The sequence below is a fragment of the Streptomyces sp. NPDC044571 genome, from assembly GCF_040647115.1.
In the GTDB taxonomy this organism is placed as follows: domain Bacteria; phylum Actinomycetota; class Actinomycetes; order Streptomycetales; family Streptomycetaceae; genus Streptomyces.
This window is the reverse complement of sequence record NZ_JBEZBN010000035.1, coordinates 47052-69643: the sequence shown is the minus strand read 5'-3', so window position 1 is coordinate 69643 and position 22592 is coordinate 47052. Positions and strand designations below refer to the sequence as shown.

Genomic DNA, 22592 nt, shown 5'->3' with positions numbered 1-22592 from the left:
GGGCTCGGGGGGATCGAGCCTCGCCGCGTCCGTGCGTCCGCACACCGGCTCGCGCCCCGGTCGGCCCGACACCGCTGCCGGCCCGCCGGCCCCGAGTCTCGAACGCCGCTAGCCGCGCGGGCGGACGGGGACGCGGGCCCGGGTGCGGGTCGCGAGGGCCGCGGTGCGGGCCGTCAGGGACGACCAGCGTGCCGCTGCCGCCCACTGGAGCCTGACCGCCGAGCGCGGCAGCAGCAGCGCCCGCAGGCGGGCGCCCCGGCCGAGCCCGGCCAGCAGCGCGGCACGGGCCAGCAGGACATCGGCGGCCACAGCCTCGTACGCGACCTCCGCGCCCGGCGGCGCGTACAGCGCCCGCTCGACCGCACCGGCAACCCGGTGCACGGCCTGCGCCGCCTCCGGGTCGAGCCATCCCAGCACGACCATCCGCCCCGCCGCCCGCCGCGGCGACAGGGCCTCGTCGGGCGGAATGCCCGCGTCCCAGGCCGCGTCGCCCAGCTCCCGCCAGGCCGGCAGCACGGAACCGGCAGCGAGCCGCCGGTTCCGGACCCGCGTACGCCACAGCAGCGGCAGCAGCGGCAGCCCCAGGACCGCCAGCGCCCCGGCCGTCCAGGCCAGGACGGAGCCGAGCGAGGGCCCGGCGCCCCCGGAGCCGGCGTTCTGGTGCGGCGCCGCACCCCCGCACTCGCCGAGCTTCTTCAGCTCGGGCGGACACGCGTCGGCATTCGACGGCGCCGTCGACGGCTGCGCCGCGCTCGGCGTGGGCAGCGGCGCGGGCACCGAGGGCTGGGCGGCCGGGGTTCGGGGCCGGGAGTAGTCCGGCACCGTGATGCCCTGGCGGGGCGTCGGCTCGAACCGGGTCCAGCCGACGCCCTCGAAGTACAGCTCCGGCCAGGCGTGCGCATCGCGCATCGACACGTTCACGCTGCCGTCGGACTGCTTCTCACCCGGGGTGAACCCGACCGCCACCCGCGCCGGGATCCCCAGCGAGCGCGACATCGCCGCCATGGAGAACGCGAAGTGGATGCAGAATCCCTCCTTGTCCGCCAGGAAGCGGGCGATGGCCTCCGGACCCGTACCCGAGGCGACCTTCGTGTCGTAGCGGAAGCCGCCGTTCACGGCGAAGTAGTCCTGCAGCTTCACCGCGCGCGTGTAGTCGTCCTTGGCGCCCTTGGTGACCTGGCGGGCCGTGTCCCCGACGACCGCCGGCAGGTTGCCCGGCAGCTTCGTGTACTCGGCCCGGATCCCCGGGTTCGCCTCCGGCGCCGCCTGGAGCTCCACCGCCGTCGGCTGGAGCAGCAGGCTCCGTACCGTGTACATGGCGCCCTGGACGTTCTGGAACCGGTCCTTGCCCAGCTGGTCGCCGACCAGGGTCCGCCCCGCCGGCTCGAAGCGCCACTTCCCGGCGATGTCGATGCCCGTCGCGGGGTACGGCATCGGCAGGTAGCGCTGGGCGTAGGTGTCCGCCGCCGAGATGCTCGTGCGGACCTCGACCGCGTCCTTGCGAACCTGGTCGCTCAGCCCCGGCGGCCTCGGCAGCTGCTCCGGAACGTCCGTCAGGGTCCGGCCGGACGCCTCCCACTTGACGCCGTTGAACTCGTCCAGCGCGAGGATGCGCAGGTACTGCTCGCCGAGCTGGGGGCTGTCCGTGCGGTACTTGAGCACCACCCGGTTGTCCTGGGCGTTGAGGCTGCCCTGGAGGGAGACCAGCGGGTTGACCGCCGAGATCGTGCCGCCCGTACCGCTGCCGCCGCCCGCGGAGTCGCCGGTCGCGCCGAGCAGTCCGCCGCCGAGCGCGGGCAGCCCGGCGGGCACCACCAGGGCGATGCCCAGCGCCACGGCGCCGATCCGCCGTCCGGTGCGCACGGGGGACACCGCCTGGCCCGGGCCCGCGCCGCCGCCCCCGTAGCCGGAGGCCGCCGACACCCGCCCCGCCGGGGCGCCGCCGAAGACCCGGCCCCACTGGGCCAGCCGGTCCCGGCCCTCGGCGAGCAGCAGCAACAGGTAGCCGCTCCCCGCCAGCAGGAAGGACACCCAGGAGGCCCCGGCGCCGCCGGAGAGACCCGCCGCCACCGAGTACAGCGCGAGCAGCGGCAGCCCGGCCGCGGCAGCCGTCCGCACGGTCACCGCCAGCAGGTCGACCAGCAGGCCGACCAGCAGCACCCCGGACAGCAGGAGCAGCCGGATGCCGTCCGTCAGCGGCGCCGGGATCGCGAACTCGCCCACGTCCTGGACGCCGCGCCGGAACAGCGCCCCGAAGTCCGTCACCAGATAGGCCACCGGCCCGGTCCCGGTGGACTCGCCCTTGCCCGCGAAGAGGAACGCGAGCACCAGCAGCGACACCAGGGCCTGGCCCGCCACCATGAGCGGCCGCGCCAGCGGCACCCGCCGGGCCGCCGCCCCCACCCCGCTCTGCACCGCCAGCAGCAGCGCCGCCTGGAGCAGCCAGCCCGCCGAGTCCACCAGCGCGACCAGCGACCACGAGGTGAGCAGGGTCGCCACCATCGCGAACAGCGTCAATCGAGCGCGCCCGCTCATCCCCGACCTCCGGAAGGTCCCGTGCCGAGCGGAGCGTTCCCGGCCTGCCGCCACAGCTCCCCGAAGGCCACCCCGGGCGGGGCCGCCAGCGCCGTCCAGCCCGCGTCGCGGAGCCGGTGCAGCCGCTCCTCCACCCGCGAGGGTCGTCCGGCCCAGAGCGCCGGGTCCAGGAGGAAGGCCACCGCGCCCCCGCTGAGGCGGCGCATCCTGGCCGCCATGTCCGTCTGTACGTCGTCCAGCTCCCCGAAGAAGGCGATGAGCAGCCCGTCACCGCCGCCCGAGCCGAACCCGCCGTCGCCGCCGCCCGAGCGCACGGCGTCGTACGCCCGGGAGAGCCCGGCGCCCTCGGAGTGCCCGACGACGGCGAGGGTGTCCATCATCAGCCCGGCCGCCTCCGCGGACTCCTGCCCGCCGGAGGAGAAGCCGCCGCCGCCCGCGCTCGGCACCGCGTTGCCGGTGTCCGTCAGCAGCCGCACCGAGAAGCCCTGCTCCAGCAGGTGCAGCACGCAGGAGGCGGCACCCGAGACGGCCCACTCGAAGGCCGAGTCCGGGCCGGCGCCCTCGAAGGCGGTGCCGCGGGTGTCCAGCAGGACGGTGGCCTTGCTGCGCTGCGGCTGCTCCTCGCGGCGCACCATCAGCTCGCCGTAGCGGGCGGTGGAGCGCCAGTGCACCCGGCGCAGGTCGTCGCCGCGCCGGTACGTGCGCGGGATGACGTCGTCGTCGCCGGCCAGGGCCAGCGAGCGGCGGCTGCCGTCGCCGTAGCCGGAGGTCTCGCCGGTGAGCCGGACCGCGGGCAGGGCCTCGGTGCGGGGGACGACGGTGAGGGTGTCGTACGTGCTGAACGAACGGGTCAGCTCCACCAGCCCGAACGGGTCGGTCAGCCGCAGCTGGAGCGGGCCCAGCGGATAGCGGCCGCGCAGGTCGGAGCGGACCCGGTAGGACACCTCCCGCCGGCCGCCCGGCTCGACCCGGTCCAGCACGAAGCGGGGCCGGGGGCCCAGGACGTACGGCACCCGGTCCTGGAGCATCAGCAGACCGGTGGGCATCCGGGAGGTGTTGTCCATGCGCAGCTGGACCCGGGCCTCGGCGCCCGCCGCCACCCGCATCGGGGTCAGCCGGCGGCTGCCGGTGACCCGGTGGCGGGTGCGGTGCAGGGCCAGGACGCAGATCAGCGGCAGGGCGGCGAGCAGCAGTCCGACCCGGAGCAGCTCGCCCTGGCCGAGGACGTACGCGCACAGGGCGGCGGCGACCCCGGCGGCCAGGAAGGACCGGCCGCGGGTGGTCAGGCCGGACAGCGAGGCGCGCAGTCCGGCGCCGCCCTGGCTTCCGCCGCCGGCGCCGCGCGGGGCACCGGCGCTCATCAGAAGCCCCGGACGCCCGCGCCGGGCGGCATCTCGCCGCGGACGTGCGCGGCCGGGACGGGGGTGCGCTGGAGGATGTCGTGGACGACCTGCTCGGCGCTGCGCCGGTTCAGCTGGGCCTGCGCGGTGGGCAGCAGCCGGTGCGCGAGGACCGGGGCGGCCAGCGCCTGGACGTCGTCGGGCAGGACGTACTCGCGGCCGGAGAGGGCGGCCGAGGCCTTCACGGCGCGCAGCAGGTGCAGGGTGGCGCGCGGCGAGGCGCCCAGGCGCAGGTCGGGGTGGCTGCGGGTGGCGGAGACCAGGTCCACGACGTAGCGGCGGACCGGCTCGGCGACGTACACCTCGCGGACGGCCTCTATCAGCTTGGTGATGTCGTGGGCGTGCGCGACGGCCTGGAGGTCGTCGAGGGGGGAGAGCCCGCCGTGGACGTCCAGCATCTGGAGCTCGGCCTCGGGGCTCGGGTATCCGACGGAGACGCGGGCCATGAAGCGGTCGCGCTGGGCCTCGGGGAGCGGGTAGGTGCCCTCCATCTCCACGGGGTTCTGGGTGGCGACCACCATGAAGGGGCTCGGCAGCGCGTAGGTGGTGCCGTCGATGGTGACCTGGCGCTCTTCCATGGACTCCAGCAGCGCGGACTGGGTCTTGGGCGAGGCGCGGTTGATCTCGTCGCCGATGACGATCTGGGCGAAGATCGCGCCGGGCTTGAACTCGAACTCGCGGCGCTGCTGGTCGTAGATGCTGACGCCGGTGATGTCGGAGGGCAGCAGGTCCGGTGTGAACTGGATGCGCTGGACCGAGCAGTCGATGGACTTGGCGAGCGTCTTGGCGAGCATGGTCTTGCCGACGCCGGGCACGTCCTCGATCAGCAGGTGCCCCTCGGCGAGGAGCACGGTCAGCGCGAGGCGTACGACCTCGGGCTTGCCCTCGATCACGGTCTCGACCGAGCGGCGCACCCGCTCGGCCGTGCTCGTCAGATCCGCGAGGCTCGCTCGGTCGTCATACGTCGTCACCTGGTTCTCCTCGGCCCTTTCCGCAGGGCCGACGCCCTTGGCGTACTCCGGCCCAACCCCGACACGGACGCCGGCCCGGAGGGTTCCGGGCGGCGTCTTCCCGCATTCTTGACGGCGTTACGGCGCTGTGTCACTCACGAGGCGGGATCGATCTCCCGCAGGAGCCCGGTGTGCACGTCGAAGACGAAGCCTCGCACATCGTCGCGGTGGGGGAGGAAGGGGTTCGTCCGCACCCGCTGCATGGACTGGCGGACGTCCTGGTCCACGTCGCGGAAGGCCTCGACGGCCCAGGCGGGGCGCTGGCCGACCTCGTCCTCCAGCTCGTGCCGAAAGTCCTCGGTCAGGCTTTCGAGGCCGCAGCCGGTGTGGTGGATCAGTATCACCGTCCGGGTCCCCAGGGCGCGCTGGCTGATGGTGAGGGAGCGGATGGTGTCGTCGGTGACCACGCCGCCGGCGTTGCGGATGGTGTGGCAGTCGCCGAGTTCGAGGCCGAGGGCCTTGTGCAGGTCGAGGCGGGCGTCCATACAGGCCACCACGGCCACGTGCAGGACGGGGCGGGCGTCCATGCCGGGATCCTGGAACTGGGCGGCGTACCTCCGGTTCGCCGCCACCAGCCGGTCCGTGACGGAACCGCCGCCGGAGGCCTGGGGGGTGGACTCGGTGGGCAGGGATGCGGAAGTCGTCATGCATACGACGTTAGTGGTCACGGCTGGTTAAGGCATGGAGTGAGGGTGGACAAAGAACGTCAACCGTCCTTGTTGTGAGCTAACCCACAGGGGTGGGACGGGGGCGGCCGTCCGGGTGATTCGCGGCTTTCGGGGGTTCCGTACGAGTGGGGCGCACGGCGCGCGGGGTGGTTCGTTGATCACGGCGACCGTTGCACTAAAGTGGCGCGAACCGGCCGGAGCCCGGCCCTCACCGGCCGCCCGGCCCCTGGTAACACTCCGCGTGCGCGGCGCGGCGTATGCCTGCCGCGCCGTTATCTGAGAGGGCGCTTTGACTAGCGAGTCCCGACATGTCCCGGTGATGCTCCAGCGGTGCCTGGACCTGTTGGCCCCGGCGCTGGAGGGGCCGGGGGCCGTCGTCGTCGACTGCACCCTCGGTCTCGGCGGCCACAGCGAGGCCCTGCTGACCCGGTTTCCCCAGGCGCGCCTGATCGGCCTCGACCGCGACAAGGAGGCCCTGCGGCTCTCCGGGGAGCGCCTCGCGCCCTTCGGCGACCGCGCCACCCTCGTCCACGCCGTCTACGACGAGCTGCCCGACGTACTGGACCGGCTCGGCATCCCCACCGTGCAGGGCATCCTCTTCGACCTCGGCGTCTCCTCCATGCAGCTGGACGAGGCCGACCGCGGCTTCGCGTACGCGCAGGACGCGCCGCTGGACATGCGGATGGACCAGACGACGGGGATGAGCGCCGCCGAGGTGCTCAACACCTACCCGGCGGGCGAGCTCGTACGGATCCTGCGCCAGTACGGCGAGGAGAAGCAGGCCAAGCGGATCGTCTCGGCGATCGTGCGCGAGCGCGAGAAGGAGCCGTTCTCGAACAGCGCGCGGCTGGTCGAGCTGATCCGCGACGCCCTGCCGCAGGCGGCGAAGCGGACCGGGGGAAACCCCGCCAAGCGGACCTTCCAGGCCCTGCGCATCGAGGTCAACGGCGAGCTGTCGGTCCTGGAGCGGGCAATTCCGGCGGCCGTGGACCGGATCGCGGTGGGCGGGCGGATCGCCGTGCTGTCCTACCACTCGCTGGAGGACCGCCTCGTCAAGCAGGTCTTCGCGGCGGGCGCGGCGTCGACGGCCCCGCCGGGGCTGCCGGTGGTGCCGGAGAAGTACCAGCCGAAGCTGAAGCTGCTCACCCGGGGCGCGGAGCTGCCCACGGAGGAGGAGATCGCCGAGAACCGGCGGGCCGCACCGGCCCGCTTCCGCGGGGTCGAGCGCATTCGGGAGGCGCGACTGTGAGCAAAGCCGGGGGACGGCTGCGGAGCCCCTCGGGGCAGGCGGCGCTGACACCGTTCGTCCTGCTGGTGGTGGCGCTGCTCGCCGGCGGGCTGATCAGCCTGCTGCTGCTGAACTCGGCGCTCAACGAGGGCTCCTTCCAGCTGAGCAGGCTGAAGAAGGAGACCACCGCCCTGACGGACGAGGAACAGGCGCTCCAGCGGGACGTGGACGGCTACTCGGCGCCGGACGCGCTGCAGCGGCGGGCGCAGGAACTGGGCCTGGTGCCCGGGGGCAGCCCGGTCTTCATCGGCCCCGACGGCAAGGTCACGGGCACCGGCACCCCCGCGGAGCCCCCGCCCGCGCCTTCGCCCCCGGGGACGCCCGCGCCGAACCCCGCGGCCGTCCCGAGCCCGGCGGGCTCCCCGGCCCCGGCCCCGCCCAGGGCGGCCAACCCCAGCCGGGCGGAGCCCCTCAGCCCGCCCCGACCCCCGGAAGGTGACGTCGTGACGCGGACCCCTGCGGGACGCTGCACCGGATTCGGCCCCACCGGGCCCTGCAGCCTGCAGCCCTTCTCCCACCCCCGACCCCCGTCCGCCGGCGCCCCCCACCCCACCCGGCCCCACGCTTCACACGCCGGCGGGGCTGCTACGGCGCTCCACGCCGGCCGCCCGCCCGCCGGGCGCACCCCGCACACCTCCGGGCCCGGCCCGGCCCGGCCTCGCGGCCTCGCGGCGTGCCCGGCCGACCTGGCGCCCCGCACCGCCCGGACCGCCGGGCACGGCCTGCACACCTCCGGCCCCGCCGGACCCGGTCCGGCTCGGCCCCGCGCGGCTCGGCCCGCCGCGTGGGCGTGTGGCGGCGGGTGCGGGTCGCGGGTGCTCGCGGTGGCGTGCGCCGGTGCGGGGGGCGTGCAGGGGGTGGGCGCGTGAGCCCCCGGGTGCCCGGGCCCGGGAGGGCGCGGCCCGGCGGCGGCGAGCGGGCGCGGGCGAACTCGCGCCCCGCGACCCGCAGGCCCGCCCCCGCGAGGCAGGCGCACACCATCCGTCTCGGCAGCCCCAAGCCCCGGCTGCGCCTGGTGAGCGTCGGGCTGACCCTCGTCATGCTGGCCTTCGTCGTACGGCTGCTCCAGGTCCAGGCCGTCGACGCCTCCGCCTACTCCGCCAAGGCCTCCGAGAACCGCTTCACCAGCTACACCCTGGCCGCCGAGCGCGGTGAGATCACCGACCGCAAGGGCGTCGCCCTCGCCACCAGCGTCGACGCGTACGACATCACCGCCGACCCCAAGATGTTCACCCCGCAGGACAGCAAGGCCCCCGACGCCCCCGAGCAGGCCGCCGCCCTCCTCGCGCCGATCCTCGGCAAGGACGCCCAGGAGCTCACCGGGCTGCTGAAGACCAAGAACACCCGCTACGTCGTCCTGGCCCGCCGCCAGACCCCCCAGGTCTGGAACCAGATCAAGGACCTCAAGCGGGTCTTCGCCGACAAGGCCGCCGCCGACAAGAAGAACAACGGCCCCGGCGCGAACGTCCTCGCCGGCGTGTTCAACGAGGACAGCAGCAAGCGCGTGTACCCCGGCGGGGACCTGGCCGCCGGGATACTGGGCTACGTCAACGCCGAGGGCAAGGGCGCCGGCGGCCTGGAGTCCGCCCTCGACAAGAAGCTGGCCGGAAAGGACGGGGCGATCACCTACGCCCAGTCCGGCGGCCGCCGGGTGCCCACCGCCGGGTCCAGCGAGAAGCCCGCCGTGCCCGGCGACGACATCGAGCTCACCATCGACCGCGACATCCAGTGGGCGGCGCAGAGCGCCATCACCGAGCAGGTCCAGAAGTCCGAGGCCGACCGCGGCTACGTCATCGTCCAGGACACCCGCACCGGCGAGGTGCTGGCGATGGCCAACGCCCCCGGCTTCGACCCCAACGACCTCGGCCGGGCCCGCGCCGCCGCCATGGGCAACGCCGCCCTCCAGGACGTGTACGAGCCCGGCTCCACCGCCAAGGTCATGTCGATGGCCGCCGTACTGGAGGAGAAGAAGGCCACCCCGGAGACCCACGTCGAGGTCCCCAACCGCCTCCACCGCGGCGACCGGCTGTTCAAGGACGACATCGACCACCCGACCTGGTACCTCACCCTCAACGGGGTCCTCGCCAAGTCCTCCAACATCGGCACCATCCTGGCCACCGGCCAGCTCGGCGCCACCCAGCCCGAGGCCAACCGGGTCCTGTACTCGTACCTGACCAGGTTCGGCATCGGCCGCCCCACCGGCCTGAACTACCCCGGCGAGTCCCGCGGCATCCTCGCCCGGCCCGAGGACTGGTCGACCTCCCAGCAGTACACGATCCCTTTCGGCCAGGGACTCTCTCTCAACGCCATGCAGGCGGCCTCCGTGTACTCGACCATCGCCAACGGCGGGGTCCGCATCACTCCGACCCTGATCCGCGGCACCAAGGGCCCCGACGGCCGCTTCACCCCGGCCCCGGCCCCCGAGCAGACCCGCGTGATCAGCCAGGAGACGGCGAAGACCCTGTCGGAGATGCTCGAATCCGTGGTCGACGACCAGGACGGCACCGGCACCAAGGCCCGGATCCCCGGCTACCGGGTCGGCGGCAAGACGGGTACCTCCAACCGGGTGGATCCGGCCACCGGCCGCTACAAGGGCTACACCGCCTCCTTCGCCGGGTTCGCGCCCGCCGACAACCCCCGCATCACCGTCTACTGCGCCATCCAGAACCCCACCAAGGGCAGCTACTTCGGCGGCCAGATCTGCGGTCCGATCTACAAGAAGGTCATGGAGTTCGCCCTCAAGACCCTCCAGGTCGCCCCCACCGGAACCGCTCCCGCCGGGCTCCCCGTCACCTTCGACGCAGGCCCGCAGCACACCCCGCCCCCCGCTCCGCAGACCAGCCCCCAGCCCGGCCGCTGACCCGGCAGCCCGGCCGGCCCGCCACAAACCCGTGAGGCACCACCAGTGACAACGATCACCCCGGAACCGGGGAACCAGTCCGCCACCGGCTCCCCGGCCGGGCCCTCACTTCGCGACCGGCCCGCCGCGCCCGGTACGCTCACCGCCGTGCCCCACGCTGATCAGCCCAGAACCACCCAGAAAGACGCCCCGGCAGCGCCGCCGGGAGCGCCCCGGCCCACGGCCGTCCGCCCGACCCCGCTCGGCGGGCTGGCCACCCTGCTGGGTGTCCCCGCACCGGCCGCGGCGGAGCTGCCGCAGATCACCGGCATCACGCACGACTCCCGCGCCGTGCGCCCCGGCGACCTCTACGCGGCCCTGCCCGGAGCCCGGCTGCACGGCGCCGACTTCGCGGCCCAGGCCGCCGCGCAAGGTGCCGCCGCCGTGCTGACCGACCCGACGGGCGCCGAACGGGCCGCCGCGACCGGCCTGCCGGTGCTCGCCGTCGCCGACCCGCGCGGCCGGATGGGGGAGCTCGCCGCCGAGATCTACGGCCACCCGGGCGAAGGCCTGCTCCAGATCGGCATCACCGGCACCTCCGGCAAGACCACCACGGCGTACCTCGTCGAGGGCGGCCTGCGCGGAGCCGGGCGCAGCACCGGCCTCGTCGGCACCGTCGAGATGCGCATCGGCGACGAGCGCATCAAGTCCGAGCGGACCACTCCCGAGGCCACCGACCTCCAGGCGCTCTTCGCGGTCATGCGCGAACGCGGCGTCGAGGCCGTCGCCATGGAGGTCTCCAGCCACGCCCTGGTCCTGGGCCGGGTCGACGGCTGCGTCTTCGACGTCGCCGTCTTCAACAACCTGAGCCCGGAGCACATGGAGTTCCACTCCGACATGGAGGACTACTTCCAGGCGAAGGCGCAGCTGTTCACCGAGCGCCGCGCCCGCCTCGGTGTGGTCAACATCGACGACGAGTACGGCCGCCGCCTCGCCAAGGAGGCGACGATCCCCGTCGTCACCTTCTCCGCCGCCGGCGACCCGGCCGCCGACTGGCGCGCCGAGGACGTCGTGTTCGGACACATGGACTCCACCCTGACGGTGGTCGGCCCGGCCGGGGAGCGCGTACGGGCCACGGCCCCGCTGCCCGGACCGTTCAACGTCGCCAACACCGTCGCCGCGATCACCACCCTCGCCGCCGCCGGCCTCGACCCGCAGACCGCCGCCGACGGCGTCGCCGCGGTCCCCGGGGTGCCCGGCCGGCTGGAACGGGTGGACGCGGGCCAGCCGTACCTCGCCGTCGTCGACTACGCACACAAGACGGACGCCGTCGAATCGGTGCTGCGCGCCCTGCGCGAGGTCACCACCGGCAAGCTCCACATCGTGCTCGGCTGCGGCGGCGACCGCGACACCACCAAGCGCGGCCCGATGGGCGCCGCGGCCGCCCGGTTCGCCGACACCGCCGTCCTGACCTCCGACAACCCGCGCTCCGAGGACCCCCTGGCGATCCTCGCCGCGATGTTCGAGGGCGCCGTCTCCGTACCGCCCGCCGAGCGGGGCACCGTCCTCGTCGACGCCGACCGGGCCGCGGCCATCGCCGCCGCCGTCGCGCGCGCCGAGCCCGGCGACACCGTGCTCGTGGCCGGCAAGGGCCACGAGCAGGGCCAGGAGACCGCAGGCGTCGTACGGCCCTTCGACGACCGAGCGGTGCTGCGCGCCGCGATCGAGAACCGAGCACAACCGAACGTCCGACAGGCCGAGGTGAACCAGTGATCGCCCTCTCCCTCGCCGAGATCGCCGACATCACCGGCGGGCGGCCCCACGACATACCGGATCCGTCGGTGCGGATCACCGGGCCCGTGGTCATCGACTCCCGCCAGGTGGAGGCCGGCAGCCTGTTCGCCGCCTTCGACGGCGAGCACGTCGACGGCCACGACTACGCCGGGCGCGCGGTCGCCTCCGGCGCAGCGGCCGTCCTCGCCGCCCGGCCCGTCGGCGTACCCGCGATCGTCGTCCCCGACGTCGAGAAGGCGCTCGGCGCCCTCGCGCGAGCCGTCGTGGAACGCCTCGGCACCGACGTGGTGGCCCTGACCGGCTCCGCCGGCAAGACGTCCACCAAGGACCTGATCGCCCAGGTGCTCCAGGCCCACGCCCCCACCGTGTGGACCCCGGGCTCCCTCAACAACGAGATCGGCCTGCCGCTCACGGCGCTGCGCGCCACGGCGGAAACGCGGCACCTGGTCCTGGAGATGGGGGCCCGCGGCATCGGCCACATCCACTACCTCACCGGTCTGACCCCGCCGCGCATCGGCCTCGTCCTCAACGTCGGCACCGCCCACATCGGCGAGTTCGGCGGCCGGGAGCAGATCGCGCAGGCCAAGGGCGAGCTCGTGGAGGCCCTGCCGGCCGCGGACGAGGGCGGAGTGGCCGTCCTGAACGCGGACGACCCGCTGGTGCGTGCGATGTCCGCCCGCACCAAGGCCCGTGTGCTGCTGTTCGGCGAGGCCGAGGACGCCGGTGTACGTGCCTCGGAAGTCCGGATGACACCTGCGGGACAGCCCTCCTTCACACTCCACACACCCACCGGGTGCGGCGAAGTGACCTTGCGCCTGTACGGTGAGCACCACGTGTCGAACGCGCTCGCCGCGGCCGCCGTCGCCCATGTACTGGGCATGTCCGCCTTGGAGATCGCCACCGCGCTCTCCGGGGCAGGCACCCTGTCCCGGTGGCGGATGGAGGTCACCGAGCGGGCGGACGGCGTGACGATCGTCAACGACGCCTACAACGCGAATCCCGAGTCCATGCGGGCCGCTCTGCGCGCACTTGCCGCGATGGGCAGTGCCGCCCAGGCACGCGGGGGGCGCACGTGGGCGGTGCTCGGTCCCATGGCCGAGCTCGGTGACGCGTCGCTGGCCGAGCACGACGCGGTGGGGCGGCTTGCCGTCCGGCTCAACGTGAGCAAGCTCGTCGCAGTCGGGGGCAGGGAAGCGTCCTGGCTGCAACTGGGCGCATATAACGAGGGTTCGTGGGGTGAGGAGTCGGTGGTCGTGTCCGACGCGCAGGCGGCGATCGACCTGTTGCGCAGTGAACTGCGCCCGGGGGACGTCGTGCTGGTGAAGGCCTCCAGGTCGATCGGCCTGGAGCGGATCGCTCAGGCGCTGCTGGCCGGCGAGGGCGAGGTCGCCGACCGATGAGGCAGATCCTCTTCGCCGGTGTCATCGGCATGTTCCTGACCGTGGTCGGCACGCCGCTGCTGATCAAGCTGCTGGCCCGCAAGGGTTACGGCCAGTTCATCCGCGACGACGGCCCGCGCGGCCACGCCGGGAAGAAGGGCACGCCCACCATGGGCGGCATCTCCTTCATCCTGGCCACGCTCATCGCGTACGCCCTGACGAAGGTGATCACGGGCAGCCAGCCCACGTTCTCCGGCGTTCTGGTGCTCTTCCTGATGGCCGGCATGGGCCTCGTCGGCTACCTCGACGACTACATCAAGATCGTCAAGCGCCGCTCGCTCGGTCTGCGGGCCAAGGCCAAGATGGCCGGTCAGCTGATCGTCGGCATCGCCTTCGCGGTGCTCGCGCTCCAGTTCAAGGACATCCGCGGCAACGCTCCGGCCTCCACCAAGCTGTCGTTCGTCACGGACTTCGGCTGGTCGATCGGCCCGGTGCTGTTCGTGGTCTGGGCGCTGTTCATGATCCTCGCGATGTCCAACGGCGTGAACCTGACCGACGGCCTCGACGGTCTGGCCACCGGCGCCGCCGTGATGGTCTTCGGCGCCTACACCTTCATCGGCGTCTGGCAGTTCCAGGAGTCCTGCGCCAACGCGCAGACCCTGACCAACCCCAACGCCTGCTTCGAGGTACGCGACCCGCTGGACCTCGCGATCGTCGCGTCCGCCCTCATGGGCGCCTGCTTCGGCTTCCTGTGGTGGAACACCTCGCCCGCCAAGATCTTCATGGGTGACACCGGCTCGCTGGCCCTCGGCGGCGCCCTCGCGGGCCTGGCGATCTGCTCCCGCACGGAGTTCCTGATCGCTCTCCTCGGCGGCCTGTTCGTCCTCATCACCATGTCGGTCGTCATCCAGGTCGGCTCCTTCAAGCTGACCGGGAAGCGCGTCTTCCGGATGGCGCCGCTCCAGCACCACTTCGAACTCAAGGGGTGGTCCGAAGTCCTCGTGGTGGTCCGCTTCTGGATCATCCAGGGCATGTGCGTCATCGTTGGTCTCGGACTCTTCTACGCGGGATGGGCAGCGGACAAGTGACCTCCTGGCAGGGCAAGAACATCACCGTCGCCGGTCTCGGCGTGAGCGGCATCAGCGCCGCCCGCGCCCTGGCCGGCCTCGGCGCTTCGGTGACCGTCGTGGACGGCGGCGACGGCGAGGGCCACCGGGCGCGGGCCGCCGAGCTCGGCGAGCTGGGCATCTCCGTACGCCTCGGGGATGCGCAGACCCTGCCCGAGGGCACCGACCTGGTCGTCACCTCGCCGGGCTGGAAGCCCGACAGCCCGCTCTTCGCGGCCGCCGCCGCGGCCGGCGTGGACGTCGTGGGCGACGTCGAGATCGCCTGGCAGCTGCGGGGCGAGGGCGCGGCCCCCTGGCTCGCGATCACCGGCACGAACGGCAAGACCACCACCACGCAGATGCTGGCCTCGATCCTGCGGGCGGCGGGCCTGAAGACCGCCGCGGTCGGCAACATCGGCACCCCGATCATCGACGTGGTGCTCGGCGAGGAGCGGTACGACGTCCTCGCCGTGGAGCTCTCCAGCTACCAGCTCCACTGGGCGCCCTCGCTGCGCGCCCACTCGGCGGCCGTGCTCAACCTGGCGCCCGACCACCTCGACTGGCACGGCTCGATGGAGGCCTACGCCGCCGACAAGGGCCGGATCTACGAGGGCAACACGGTGGCCTGCGTCTACAACGTCGCCGACCCCGCCACCGAGAAGCTGGTCGAGGACGCCGACGTCGAGGAGGGCTGCCGGGCGATCGGCTTCACCCTCGGCGCCCCCGGCCCCTCCATGCTCGGCGTCGTCGACGGCATCCTCGTCGACCGGGCCTTCGTGGAGAACCGGCAGAAGAACGCCCAGGAGCTCGCCGAGGTCTCCGACATCAACCCGCCGGCCCCGCACAACATCGCGAACGCGCTCGCCGCGGCCGCGCTGGCCCGCGCCTTCGGTGTCCCGCCGCGTGCGGTCCGCGACGGACTGCGCGACTTCCGGCCCGACGCGCACCGCGTCGCGTACGTGGACGAGGTCGCCGGGGTCACGTACGTCGACGACTCCAAGGCCACCAACACCCACGCCGCGGAGGCCTCCCTCGCCGCCTTCGAGCCCGTCGTGTGGATCGCCGGCGGCCTCGCCAAGGGAGCGACCTTCGACGAGCTCGTGCAGAAGTCCGCGAAGCGGCTGCGCGCGGCGGTCCTGATCGGCGCCGACCGGGCGCTGATCGCCGAGGCGCTGGCGCGACACGCGCCCGAGGTCCCGGTCACCGACCTCGACCGGACCGACACTGGGGCGATGCTCGCAGCGGTCCGGGAAGCGGCCCGGCTCGCCGAGCCCGGCGACACGGTCCTGCTGGCACCGGCCTGTGCCTCGATGGACATGTTCGCGAACTACAACGAGCGCGGGGACGCATTCGCCGACGCGGTGCGCGAACTGGCCGCCGAGAGCGCCTAGGTCCGGCAGGAGGTTCCTCCCCGACCGGCCCGCGGGCTGCTCGCCTCGTACGAGTGGAGGGGAAGGTCACACATGCCGGCCAAGCAAGTGCTCCCGGGGCGGCGGCCGTCCGCCGTGAAGACCGCGAAGCCAGCGAAGCCCGCCAAGGCGGCCAAGGCCGCCGGCGCGGTCCGGGCCGTCCGGCCGCAGGGCCGCCGGCGCCCGGTGCGCGGCCTGAAGAGGTCGCCCGGGCGCGGGCCGCTGGACCGGCTGCGGCGTACGCAGCAGCAGCTGCGCAAGGCCTGGGACCGTCCCCTCACCGCGTATTACCTGATTTTCGGCAGCTCGCTGCTCATCACCGTGCTCGGGCTGGTGATGGTCTACTCGGCTTCGATGATCAAAGCCCTCCAGCTGGGCCTGGGAGACGCGTACTTCTTCAAGAAGCAGTTCCTGGCCGCCCTGATCGGCACGGGGCTGCTGCTGGTCGCCTCGCGGATGCCGGTCAAGCTCCACCGGGCGCTCTCCTACCCGGTGCTCGCCGGAACCCTGTTCCTGATGGTCCTGGTCCAGGTCCCCGGGATAGGAGTCGCGATCAACGGCAACCAGAACTGGATCTCCCTCGGCGGCCCGTTCATGCTGCAGCCCAGCGAGTTCGGCAAGCTGGCGCTGATCCTGTGGGGGGCCGACCTGCTGGCCCGCAAGGGTGGCAAGGGGCTGCTGAGCCAGTGGAAGCACCTGCTGGTGCCGCTGGTCCCGGTGGCGTTCGTACTGCTCGGGCTGATCATGCTGGGCGGCGACATGGGCACCGCGATGATCCTCGGCGCCATCCTGTTCGGGCTGCTGTGGCTGGCGGGCGCCCCGACGCGGATGTTCGTGGGGGTGCTGGCCGCGGCCGGCGTGGTCGTCGCGCTGCTGATCAAGACGAGCCCGCACCGGATGGACCGGCTCGCCTGCATCGGAGCGACGGACCCTGGCAAGAACGACCTCTGCTGGCAGGCCGTCCACGGAATCTACGCTCTCGCATCGGGCGGATGGTTCGGTTCCGGTTTGGGTGCCAGTGTGGAAAAATGGGGGCAACTACCCGAAGCCCACACCGATTTCATCTTCGCCATCACCGGGGAGGAACTGGGTCTGGCGGGGACGCTGTCGGTACTCGCCCTGTTCGCGGCTCTAGGCTATGCGGGTATCCGCGTGGCCGGACGCACGGAGGACTCCTTCGTACGCTATGCCGCGGGAGGCGTGACCACCTGGATCACGGCCCAGGCCGTGATCAACATCGGTGCGGTGCTCGGCCTGCTGCCGATCGCCGGTGTCCCGCTCCCGCTGTTCTCGTACGGGGGTTCCGCGCTGCTGCCGACCATGTTCGCGGTCGGACTGCTCATCGCCTTCGCGCGGGAGGAGCCGGCTGCGCGCGCGGCGCTCGCGATGCGCCAGCCGAAGACCGGCTGGAAGCGGACCGGGCAGAGATGGAAGTCGATGAGACGGCGCGTCAAGAGGCGTCCGTCCGGAGAGCGGTGAATTTCGGTGCATGTCGTACTCGCCGGTGGGGGGACCGCCGGCCACATCGAGCCGGCGCTCGCCCTCGCGGACGCCCTGCGCAGGCAGGACCCTTCCGTGGGCATCACCGCCCTCGGCACGGAGCGCGGGCTCGAAACCCGCCTTGTGCCCGAGCGCGGCTATGAACTGGGGCTGATCCCCGCCGTTCCGCTGCCCCGCAAGCCCACCCCCGAGCTGATCACCGTCCCCGGACGGCTGCGCGGCACGATCAAGGCCGCCGAGGAGATCCTGGAGCGCACCAAGGCCGACTGCGTCGTCGGCTTCGGCGGCTACGTGGCCCTGCCCGGCTACCTGGCCGCCAAGCGGCTCGGCGTGCCGATCATCGTCCACGAGGCCAACGCCCGGCCCGGACTGGCCAACAAGATCGGCTCCCGGTACGCGCACGCCGTCGCGGTCTCCACCCCCGACAGCAAACTGCGCGGGGCCCGCTACGTGGGCATCCCGCTGCGCCGCAGCATCTCCACCCTGGACCGGTCCGCGGCCCGCCCGGAGGCGCGTGCCGCCTTCGGCCTGGACCCCAACCTGCCGACGCTGCTCGTCTCCGGCGGCTCGCAGGGCGCCCGCCGCCTCAACGAGACGATCCAGGCGGTCGCGCCGACCCTCCAGCGCTCCGGGATCCAGATCCTGCACGCGGTCGGCCCGAAGAACGAACTGCCGCATGTCGACAACATGCCCGGGATGCCGCCCTATGTGCCGGTACCGTACGTGGACCGGATGGACCTCGCGTACGCCGCCGCCGACATGATGCTGTGCCGGGCGGGCGCGATGACCGTCGCCGAACTCTCCGCCGTCGGGCTGCCCGCCGCGTACGTCCCGCTGCCGATCGGCAACGGCGAACAGCGGCTCAACGCCCAGCCGGTGGTCAAGGCCGGCGGCGGGCTGCTCGTCGACGACGCGGAACTGACGCCCGACTGGGTGCTCGGCCAGGTCCTGCCGGTCCTCGCCGACCCGCACCGCCTGTACGAGATGTCCCGCGCCGCCGCCGAGTTCGGCCGCCGGGACGCCGACGAGCTGCTGGTCGCGATGGTGTACGAGGCGATCGCCGCCCACAGGAACCGCTAGCGCAGGAGGCACAGGAGTGGCCGGAGCGAAGACCGCACCGCGCGGGAGCCGGGGTTCCGACGGGTCCGACCGGAACCCCGGCCCCGGCCGGGGTTCCGGCCCTGCCGAGTCACCCAAGGCGCCGGGCGCGGCGCGGACATCCGGCCTGCCGGGCCCCGGCACACGGCGCTTCCTCAGGCGCGTGTGCCGGGGTCCGGTGCTGCTCCCGCTGATCGCGGCGGTCCTCCTCGTGGCGGGCGGCACCTGGGTGCTCTACGGCTCCTCCTGGCTGCGGGTCGAGAAGGTGACCGCGAGCGGAACCCGGGTCCTCACCCCCGGGCAGGTCCTGGCCGCCGCGGCGGTGCCCGTCGGAGCCCCGTTGGTGAGCGTGGACACCGACGAGATCGAGGGCCGGGTCCGCAGCAGGCTGCCCCGGGTCGATTCGGTCGACGTGGTGCGGGCCTGGCCGCACGGAATCGGGCTGAAAGTGACGGAGCGCAAACCCGTCCTGCTCATCAAAAAGGCCGCCAACTTCGTGGAAGTGGACGCTTCGGGTGTGCGATTCGACACGGTTGCGAAAGCACCCGACGGTGTTCCGGTCCTGGAATTGACGGCGGCACAGTCGTCGAGTGGCCGTCGCTTCGACGAGCAGCGGCTGCTGCGCGAGGCGGTGGGCGTCGCCGGCGACCTCCCTGAGGCCGTCGCCCGGCAGACCGCGCAGGTCAAGGTGGGCTCGTACGACTCGGTCGTCCTGGAGTTGACCCGGGGTCGCACGGTGATGTGGGGCAGCGGCGAACAGGGCCAGGCCAAGGGCCGCGCGCTGACCGCCCTGCTGAAAGCGGCGCCCAAGGCTGACCACTTTGACGTGAGCGTCCCCACCGCCCCTGCCGTGTCCGGGAGTTGACGTCGGCTCGAACAGCGACGCACCCTGGTTGGCCACCGATACGGGTGATCACATAGGGTGAAAAGAAAAACGGGAGGTTCGGCGTGTTCGTTGAACACGCGCTACTTGTCGACTTAGTGTCCTGTTCGGAAGAGTCCAGGGAACAGGCACATACTTAACCCTAAACTTCAGGGTTAGGGTTCGGGTCGGCGCGTTCGGACCGTCCCACATTTCGGCATCAGTCGTCGCAACGCAGGCCCGCGAGGCGGCGACACGTAATCGAGGCGAGAGGCCTTCGACGTGGCAGCACCGCAGAACTACCTCGCAGTCATCAAGGTCATCGGTGTCGGCGGCGGTGGTGTCAATGCCATCAACCGAATGATCGAGGTCGGTCTCAAGGGTGTCGAGTTCATCGCCATCAACACGGACGCCCAGGCCCTGTTGATGAGCGACGCCGACGTCAAGCTCGACGTCGGCCGTGAACTCACCCGGGGCCTCGGCGCCGGAGCGAACCCGGCCGTCGGTCGCAAGGCGGCAGAGGACCACCGCGAGGAGATCGAGGAGGTCCTCAAGGGGGCCGACATGGTCTTCGTCACCGCCGGCGAGGGCGGCGGCACCGGCACCGGCGGCGCGCCCGTCGTCGCCAACATCGCACGCTCGCTGGGCGCCCTGACGATCGGTGTGGTCACCCGCCCGTTCACCTTCGAGGGCCGGCGCCGCGCGAACCAGGCGGAGGACGGCATCGCCGAGCTCCGCGAAGAGGTCGACACCCTCATCGTCATCCCCAACGACCGGCTGCTGTCCATCTCGGACCGCCAGGTCAGCGTGCTCGACGCCTTCAAGTCGGCCGACCAGGTCCTGCTCTCCGGCGTGCAGGGCATCACCGACCTCATCACCACCCCGGGTCTGATCAACCTCGACTTCGCCGACGTCAAGTCCGTGATGTCCGAGGCCGGCTCGGCCCTGATGGGCATCGGCTCGGCCCGCGGCGACGACCGCGCCGTGGCCGCCGCCGAGATGGCGATCTCCTCGCCGCTGCTGGAGGCGTCCATCGACGGGGCGAGGGGCGTCCTCCTCTCCATCTCCGGCGGCTCGGACCTCGGTCTCTTCGAGATCAACGAGGCCGCGCAGCTGGTGAGCGAGGCCGCGCACCCCGAGGCGAACATCATCTTCGGCGCCGTCATCGACGACGCGCTCGGCGACGAGGTGCGCGTCACCGTCATCGCCGCCGGGTTCGACGGCGGACAGCCCCCGGCCCGCCGGGACAACGTCATCGGCGCCGCGTCCACCAAGCGCGAGGAGCCGGCTCCCGCCCCGGTCCGCGCGGCCGAGCCGGTCCGCCCGGCCTTCGGCGGACTGGGTACGGTCACCCCGCGCGAGGACCCGCCGGCCCCGGTCGAAACGGCTCCGGTCGAGGCCGCGGCCCCCGCGCCCGCGCAGGTCCCGACGGCCCGGCCCTACCAGGACAGCCCGGCCGAGGAACTGGACGTCCCGGACTTCTTGAAGTGACGCTGGGGCAGCACAACGAGAGCGGCGCCCACTTCGCCTTCACCGACCGGTGGGGCGGGGTGAGCGCCGTTCCGTACGAGGAGCTCAACCTCGGCGGCGCGGTCGGCGACGACCCGGCCGCCGTTCGCGCGAACCGGGCGATCGCGGCGAAGGCCCTGGGCATCGACCCGGACCAGGTGGTCTGGATGAACCAGGTCCACGGCAAGGACGTGGCGGTGGTGTCCGGTCCCTGGGGGAGCGACGCCGAGATCCCGCCGGTGGACGCCGTGGTGACCGCCCGGCGGGGGCTGGCCCTCGCGGTGCTCACCGCCGACTGCACTCCGGTCCTGCTGGCCGACCCGGTGGCGGGCGTCGCGGCCGCCGCCCACGCCGGACGGCCCGGACTGGTCGCCGGAGTGGTGCCCGCCGCCGTGGCGGCGATGGTCTCCCTCGGCGCCGAACCGGAGCGGATCACCGCCCGTACGGGACCCGCGGTCTGCGGGCGCTGCTACGAGGTGCCGGCACAGATGCGGGACGCCGTCGCCGAGGTGGTTCCGGCGGCCCGCGCCGAGACCAGTTGGGGAACCCCGTCGGTCGACGTGGTGGCCGGGGTGCACGCCCAGCTCGCGGAGGCGGGGGTGGTGAACCGGCACCGTTCGGCGGTCTGCACACTGGAGTCGCGGGACCACTACTCGTACCGCCGCGACCGGGTGACCGGGCGGCTCGCCGGATATGTCTGGTTGGACTGAGGAATGACGGATCGTAAGTCGGAGCTCGCGCACAACCTGGCGCGGGTGGAGGAACGCATCTCGTCCGCCTGCGCCGCCGCGGGGCGCGGGCGGGACGAGGTGCAGCTCATCGTGGTCACCAAGACCTATCCGGCGAGCGACGTACGACTGCTGGCGGACCTGGGGGTCCGCCATGTTGCGGAGAATCGGGACCAGGATGCGGCCCCCAAGGCCGCGGCCTGCGCGGATCTGCCGCTCACCTGGCACTTCGTCGGCCAGTTGCAGACGAACAAAGTCCGTTCCGTGGCCGGATATGCGCATGTCGTGCAGTCCGTCGACCGGCCCCGGCTCGTCACCGCCCTCTCGGCGGCGGCGGTGCAGCAGGAGCGGGAACTGGGCTGCCTCGTGCAAATCGCCCTCGACGCCGAGTCGGGGGAGCGCGGGACCCGGGGCGGAGCCGCTCCCGAGCAGCTCGCCGAACTCGCGGACCTCGTGGCCGGGGCGCCCGGGCTGCGGATCGACGGTGTGATGACCGTCGCTCCGCTGGCCGGACCGTACGCGGGACGTGAACAGGCCGCTTTCGAGCGGTTGATGGAATTGTCATCCAGCCTGCGCGCGGACCATCCGGCTGCCACGATGGTGTCGGCCGGGATGAGCGCAGACCTGGAACAGGCCGTTGCGGCCGGTGCGACACATGTACGCGTCGGCACTGCGGTACTCGGCGCGAGACCCCGGCTCGGGTAACGTCGCGAAGAAAGTCGGACCACAGCAGAAAATATGGTCATTCCCGCTGATGGGCGGACGACCACGTGGATCGCGGGCAGTTGGTGACTTTGGTGACACAGCGACACACCTGCGACAGGGCGATCCACCACAGAGCGGAGGACTCAGAGAATGGCCGGCGCGATGCGCAAGATGGCGGTCTACCTCGGCCTCGTGGAGGACGACCGGTACGACAACCCGGGGTACGACCCCGATGACGAGTTCGAGCCCGAGCCGGAGCCGGAGCGGGACCGCCGGAGCCGCCAGCCCGTACACCAAGCGCCCGTAACGGACGAACCGGTACGAGTCGCCCAGCCTCCCGCGCAACGGGATCCGATCCCCCTGCCCGTGGAAAACGGACGTCCCGCGCGAATCGCCCCCGTGGCATCCATCACACCCGAACGCTCGAACCTGGAGAAGAACGCCCCCGTGATCATGCCCAAGGTCGTCTCCGAGCGGGAGCCGTACCGCATCACGACGCTGCACCCCCGGACCTACAACGAGGCCCGTACCATCGGGGAACACTTCCGTGAGGGCACTCCGGTGATCATGAATCTCACGGAGATGGACGACACGGATGCGAAGCGTCTCGTCGACTTCGCCGCCGGCCTCGTCTTCGGCCTGCACGGCAGCATTGAACGCGTGACACAGAAGGTGTTCCTGCTGTCGCCTGCTAACGTCGATGTCACGGCGGAGGACAAGGCCCGCATCGCGGAGGGCGGGTTCTTCAACCAAAGCTAGACC

The 22592-nt window shown here is 72.6% G+C and carries 17 protein-coding genes and 1 pseudogene; 14 read left to right on the top strand and 4 right to left on the bottom strand.

Going from position 1 to position 22592, the window contains the following annotated elements; translation table 11 throughout:
* Positions 1 to 108: 108 nt before the first annotated feature.
* The 4 genes from AB0B01_RS20000 to AB0B01_RS19985 form a co-directional block, all read right to left on the bottom strand.
* Complete coding sequence (locus AB0B01_RS20000) at positions 109 to 2535, bottom strand: transglutaminaseTgpA domain-containing protein (protein WP_361720452.1); 2427 nt, start codon at positions 2533 to 2535, stop codon at positions 109 to 111.
* Positions 2532 to 3896 (bottom strand): DUF58 domain-containing protein, encoded by a 1365-nt coding sequence (locus tag AB0B01_RS19995; protein ID WP_361720449.1) that lies wholly within the window; start codon positions 3894 to 3896, stop codon positions 2532 to 2534. The genes AB0B01_RS20000 and AB0B01_RS19995 overlap by 4 nt, the downstream gene beginning before the upstream one ends.
* Positions 3896 to 4906, bottom strand: a complete 1011-nt coding sequence (locus AB0B01_RS19990; protein ID WP_356852670.1) for a MoxR family ATPase — start codon at positions 4904 to 4906, stop codon at positions 3896 to 3898. The genes AB0B01_RS19995 and AB0B01_RS19990 overlap by 1 nt, the downstream gene beginning before the upstream one ends.
* Positions 4907 to 5040: 134 nt before the next feature.
* Entirely contained in the window at positions 5041 to 5592 is a 552-nt protein-coding gene (locus AB0B01_RS19985; RefSeq protein WP_361720445.1) for a carbonic anhydrase, read from the bottom strand.
* Positions 5593 to 5902: 310 nt separating this feature from the next.
* Here AB0B01_RS19985 and rsmH point away from each other — a divergent pair, with 310 nt between their 5' ends.
* The 14 genes and pseudogenes from rsmH (at position 5903) to sepF (ending at position 22589) form a co-directional block, all read left to right on the top strand.
* Positions 5903 to 6862 carry a 16S rRNA (cytosine(1402)-N(4))-methyltransferase RsmH gene (gene rsmH / locus AB0B01_RS19980; protein ID WP_361720442.1) on the top strand — a complete coding sequence of 320 codons (960 nt, stop codon included), beginning with the start codon at positions 5903 to 5905 and terminating at the stop codon, positions 6860 to 6862.
* A pseudogene (locus AB0B01_RS19975) lies at positions 6859 to 7272 on the top strand (hypothetical protein); the annotation flags it as partial. The gene rsmH and the pseudogene AB0B01_RS19975, both read left to right, overlap by 4 nt.
* 494 nt (positions 7273 to 7766) lie before the next feature.
* Positions 7767 to 9761, top strand: coding sequence for a penicillin-binding protein 2 (locus AB0B01_RS19970; protein ID WP_361720439.1), 1995 nt, complete (start codon positions 7767 to 7769; stop codon positions 9759 to 9761).
* Between the two features lie 45 nt (positions 9762 to 9806).
* Positions 9807 to 11513, top strand: a complete 1707-nt coding sequence (locus AB0B01_RS19965) for a UDP-N-acetylmuramoyl-L-alanyl-D-glutamate--2,6-diaminopimelate ligase (protein ID WP_361720436.1) — start codon at positions 9807 to 9809, stop codon at positions 11511 to 11513.
* The gene (murF, locus tag AB0B01_RS19960) at positions 11510 to 12934 is read left to right on the top strand and encodes a UDP-N-acetylmuramoyl-tripeptide--D-alanyl-D-alanine ligase (protein WP_361720433.1); all 1425 of its coding nucleotides are present in this window, start codon (positions 11510 to 11512) and stop codon (positions 12932 to 12934) included. The genes AB0B01_RS19965 and murF overlap by 4 nt, the downstream gene beginning before the upstream one ends.
* Positions 12931 to 14001, top strand: coding sequence for a phospho-N-acetylmuramoyl-pentapeptide-transferase (gene mraY / locus AB0B01_RS19955; RefSeq protein WP_356852658.1), 1071 nt, complete (start codon positions 12931 to 12933; stop codon positions 13999 to 14001). The genes murF and mraY overlap by 4 nt, the downstream gene beginning before the upstream one ends.
* Positions 13983 to 15410, top strand: coding sequence for a UDP-N-acetylmuramoyl-L-alanine--D-glutamate ligase (murD, locus tag AB0B01_RS19950; RefSeq protein ID WP_361720430.1), 1428 nt, complete (start codon positions 13983 to 13985; stop codon positions 15408 to 15410). Before mraY ends, murD begins: the two co-directional genes overlap by 19 nt.
* A 72-nt stretch (positions 15411 to 15482) precedes the next feature.
* Entirely contained in the window at positions 15483 to 16907 is a 1425-nt protein-coding gene (gene ftsW, locus AB0B01_RS19945; protein ID WP_361720427.1) for a putative lipid II flippase FtsW, read from the top strand.
* Between the two features lie 6 nt (positions 16908 to 16913).
* Positions 16914 to 18008: an undecaprenyldiphospho-muramoylpentapeptide beta-N-acetylglucosaminyltransferase gene (gene murG / locus AB0B01_RS19940; RefSeq protein ID WP_361720424.1), complete on the top strand. Its 1095-nt coding sequence runs from the start codon at positions 16914 to 16916 to the stop codon at positions 18006 to 18008.
* Positions 18009 to 18189: 181 nt separating this feature from the next.
* Complete coding sequence (locus AB0B01_RS19935; protein WP_361720421.1) at positions 18190 to 18891, top strand: FtsQ-type POTRA domain-containing protein; 702 nt, start codon at positions 18190 to 18192, stop codon at positions 18889 to 18891.
* Between the two features lie 279 nt (positions 18892 to 19170).
* Positions 19171 to 20379, top strand: coding sequence for a cell division protein FtsZ (ftsZ, locus tag AB0B01_RS19930; protein ID WP_361720418.1), 1209 nt, complete (start codon positions 19171 to 19173; stop codon positions 20377 to 20379).
* The gene (gene pgeF, locus AB0B01_RS19925) at positions 20376 to 21107 is read left to right on the top strand and encodes a peptidoglycan editing factor PgeF (protein WP_361720415.1); all 732 of its coding nucleotides are present in this window, start codon (positions 20376 to 20378) and stop codon (positions 21105 to 21107) included. Before ftsZ ends, pgeF begins: the two co-directional genes overlap by 4 nt.
* Before the next feature lie 3 nt (positions 21108 to 21110).
* Positions 21111 to 21830 carry a YggS family pyridoxal phosphate-dependent enzyme gene (locus AB0B01_RS19920; protein WP_361720412.1) on the top strand — a complete coding sequence of 240 codons (720 nt, stop codon included), beginning with the start codon at positions 21111 to 21113 and terminating at the stop codon, positions 21828 to 21830.
* A gap of 150 nt (positions 21831 to 21980) precedes the next feature.
* Positions 21981 to 22589 (top strand): cell division protein SepF, encoded by a 609-nt coding sequence (gene sepF / locus AB0B01_RS19915; RefSeq protein WP_361720409.1) that lies wholly within the window; start codon positions 21981 to 21983, stop codon positions 22587 to 22589.
* Positions 22590 to 22592: the final 3 nt, after the last annotated feature.

Excerpts from the sequence above, each read along its gene's own strand:
- mraY (WP_356852658.1), top strand. The coding sequence starts at position 12,931 with ATGAGGCAGATCCTCTTCGCCGGTGTCATCGGCATGTTCCTGACCGTG.
- murD (WP_361720430.1), top strand. The coding sequence starts at position 13,983 with ATGGGCAGCGGACAAGTGACCTCCTGGCAGGGCAAGAACATCACCGTC.
- AB0B01_RS19920 (WP_361720412.1), top strand. The coding sequence starts at position 21,111 with ATGACGGATCGTAAGTCGGAGCTCGCGCACAACCTGGCGCGGGTGGAG.
- sepF (WP_361720409.1), top strand. The coding sequence starts at position 21,981 with ATGGCCGGCGCGATGCGCAAGATGGCGGTCTACCTCGGCCTCGTGGAG.
- AB0B01_RS20000 (WP_361720452.1), bottom strand. The coding sequence starts at position 2,535 with ATGAGCGGGCGCGCTCGATTGACGCTGTTCGCGATGGTGGCGACCCTG.
- AB0B01_RS19995 (WP_361720449.1), bottom strand. The coding sequence starts at position 3,896 with ATGAGCGCCGGTGCCCCGCGCGGCGCCGGCGGCGGAAGCCAGGGCGGC.
- AB0B01_RS19985 (WP_361720445.1), bottom strand. The coding sequence starts at position 5,592 with ATGACGACTTCCGCATCCCTGCCCACCGAGTCCACCCCCCAGGCCTCC.
- ftsW (WP_361720427.1), top strand. The coding sequence starts at position 15,483 with ATGCCGGCCAAGCAAGTGCTCCCGGGGCGGCGGCCGTCCGCCGTGAAG.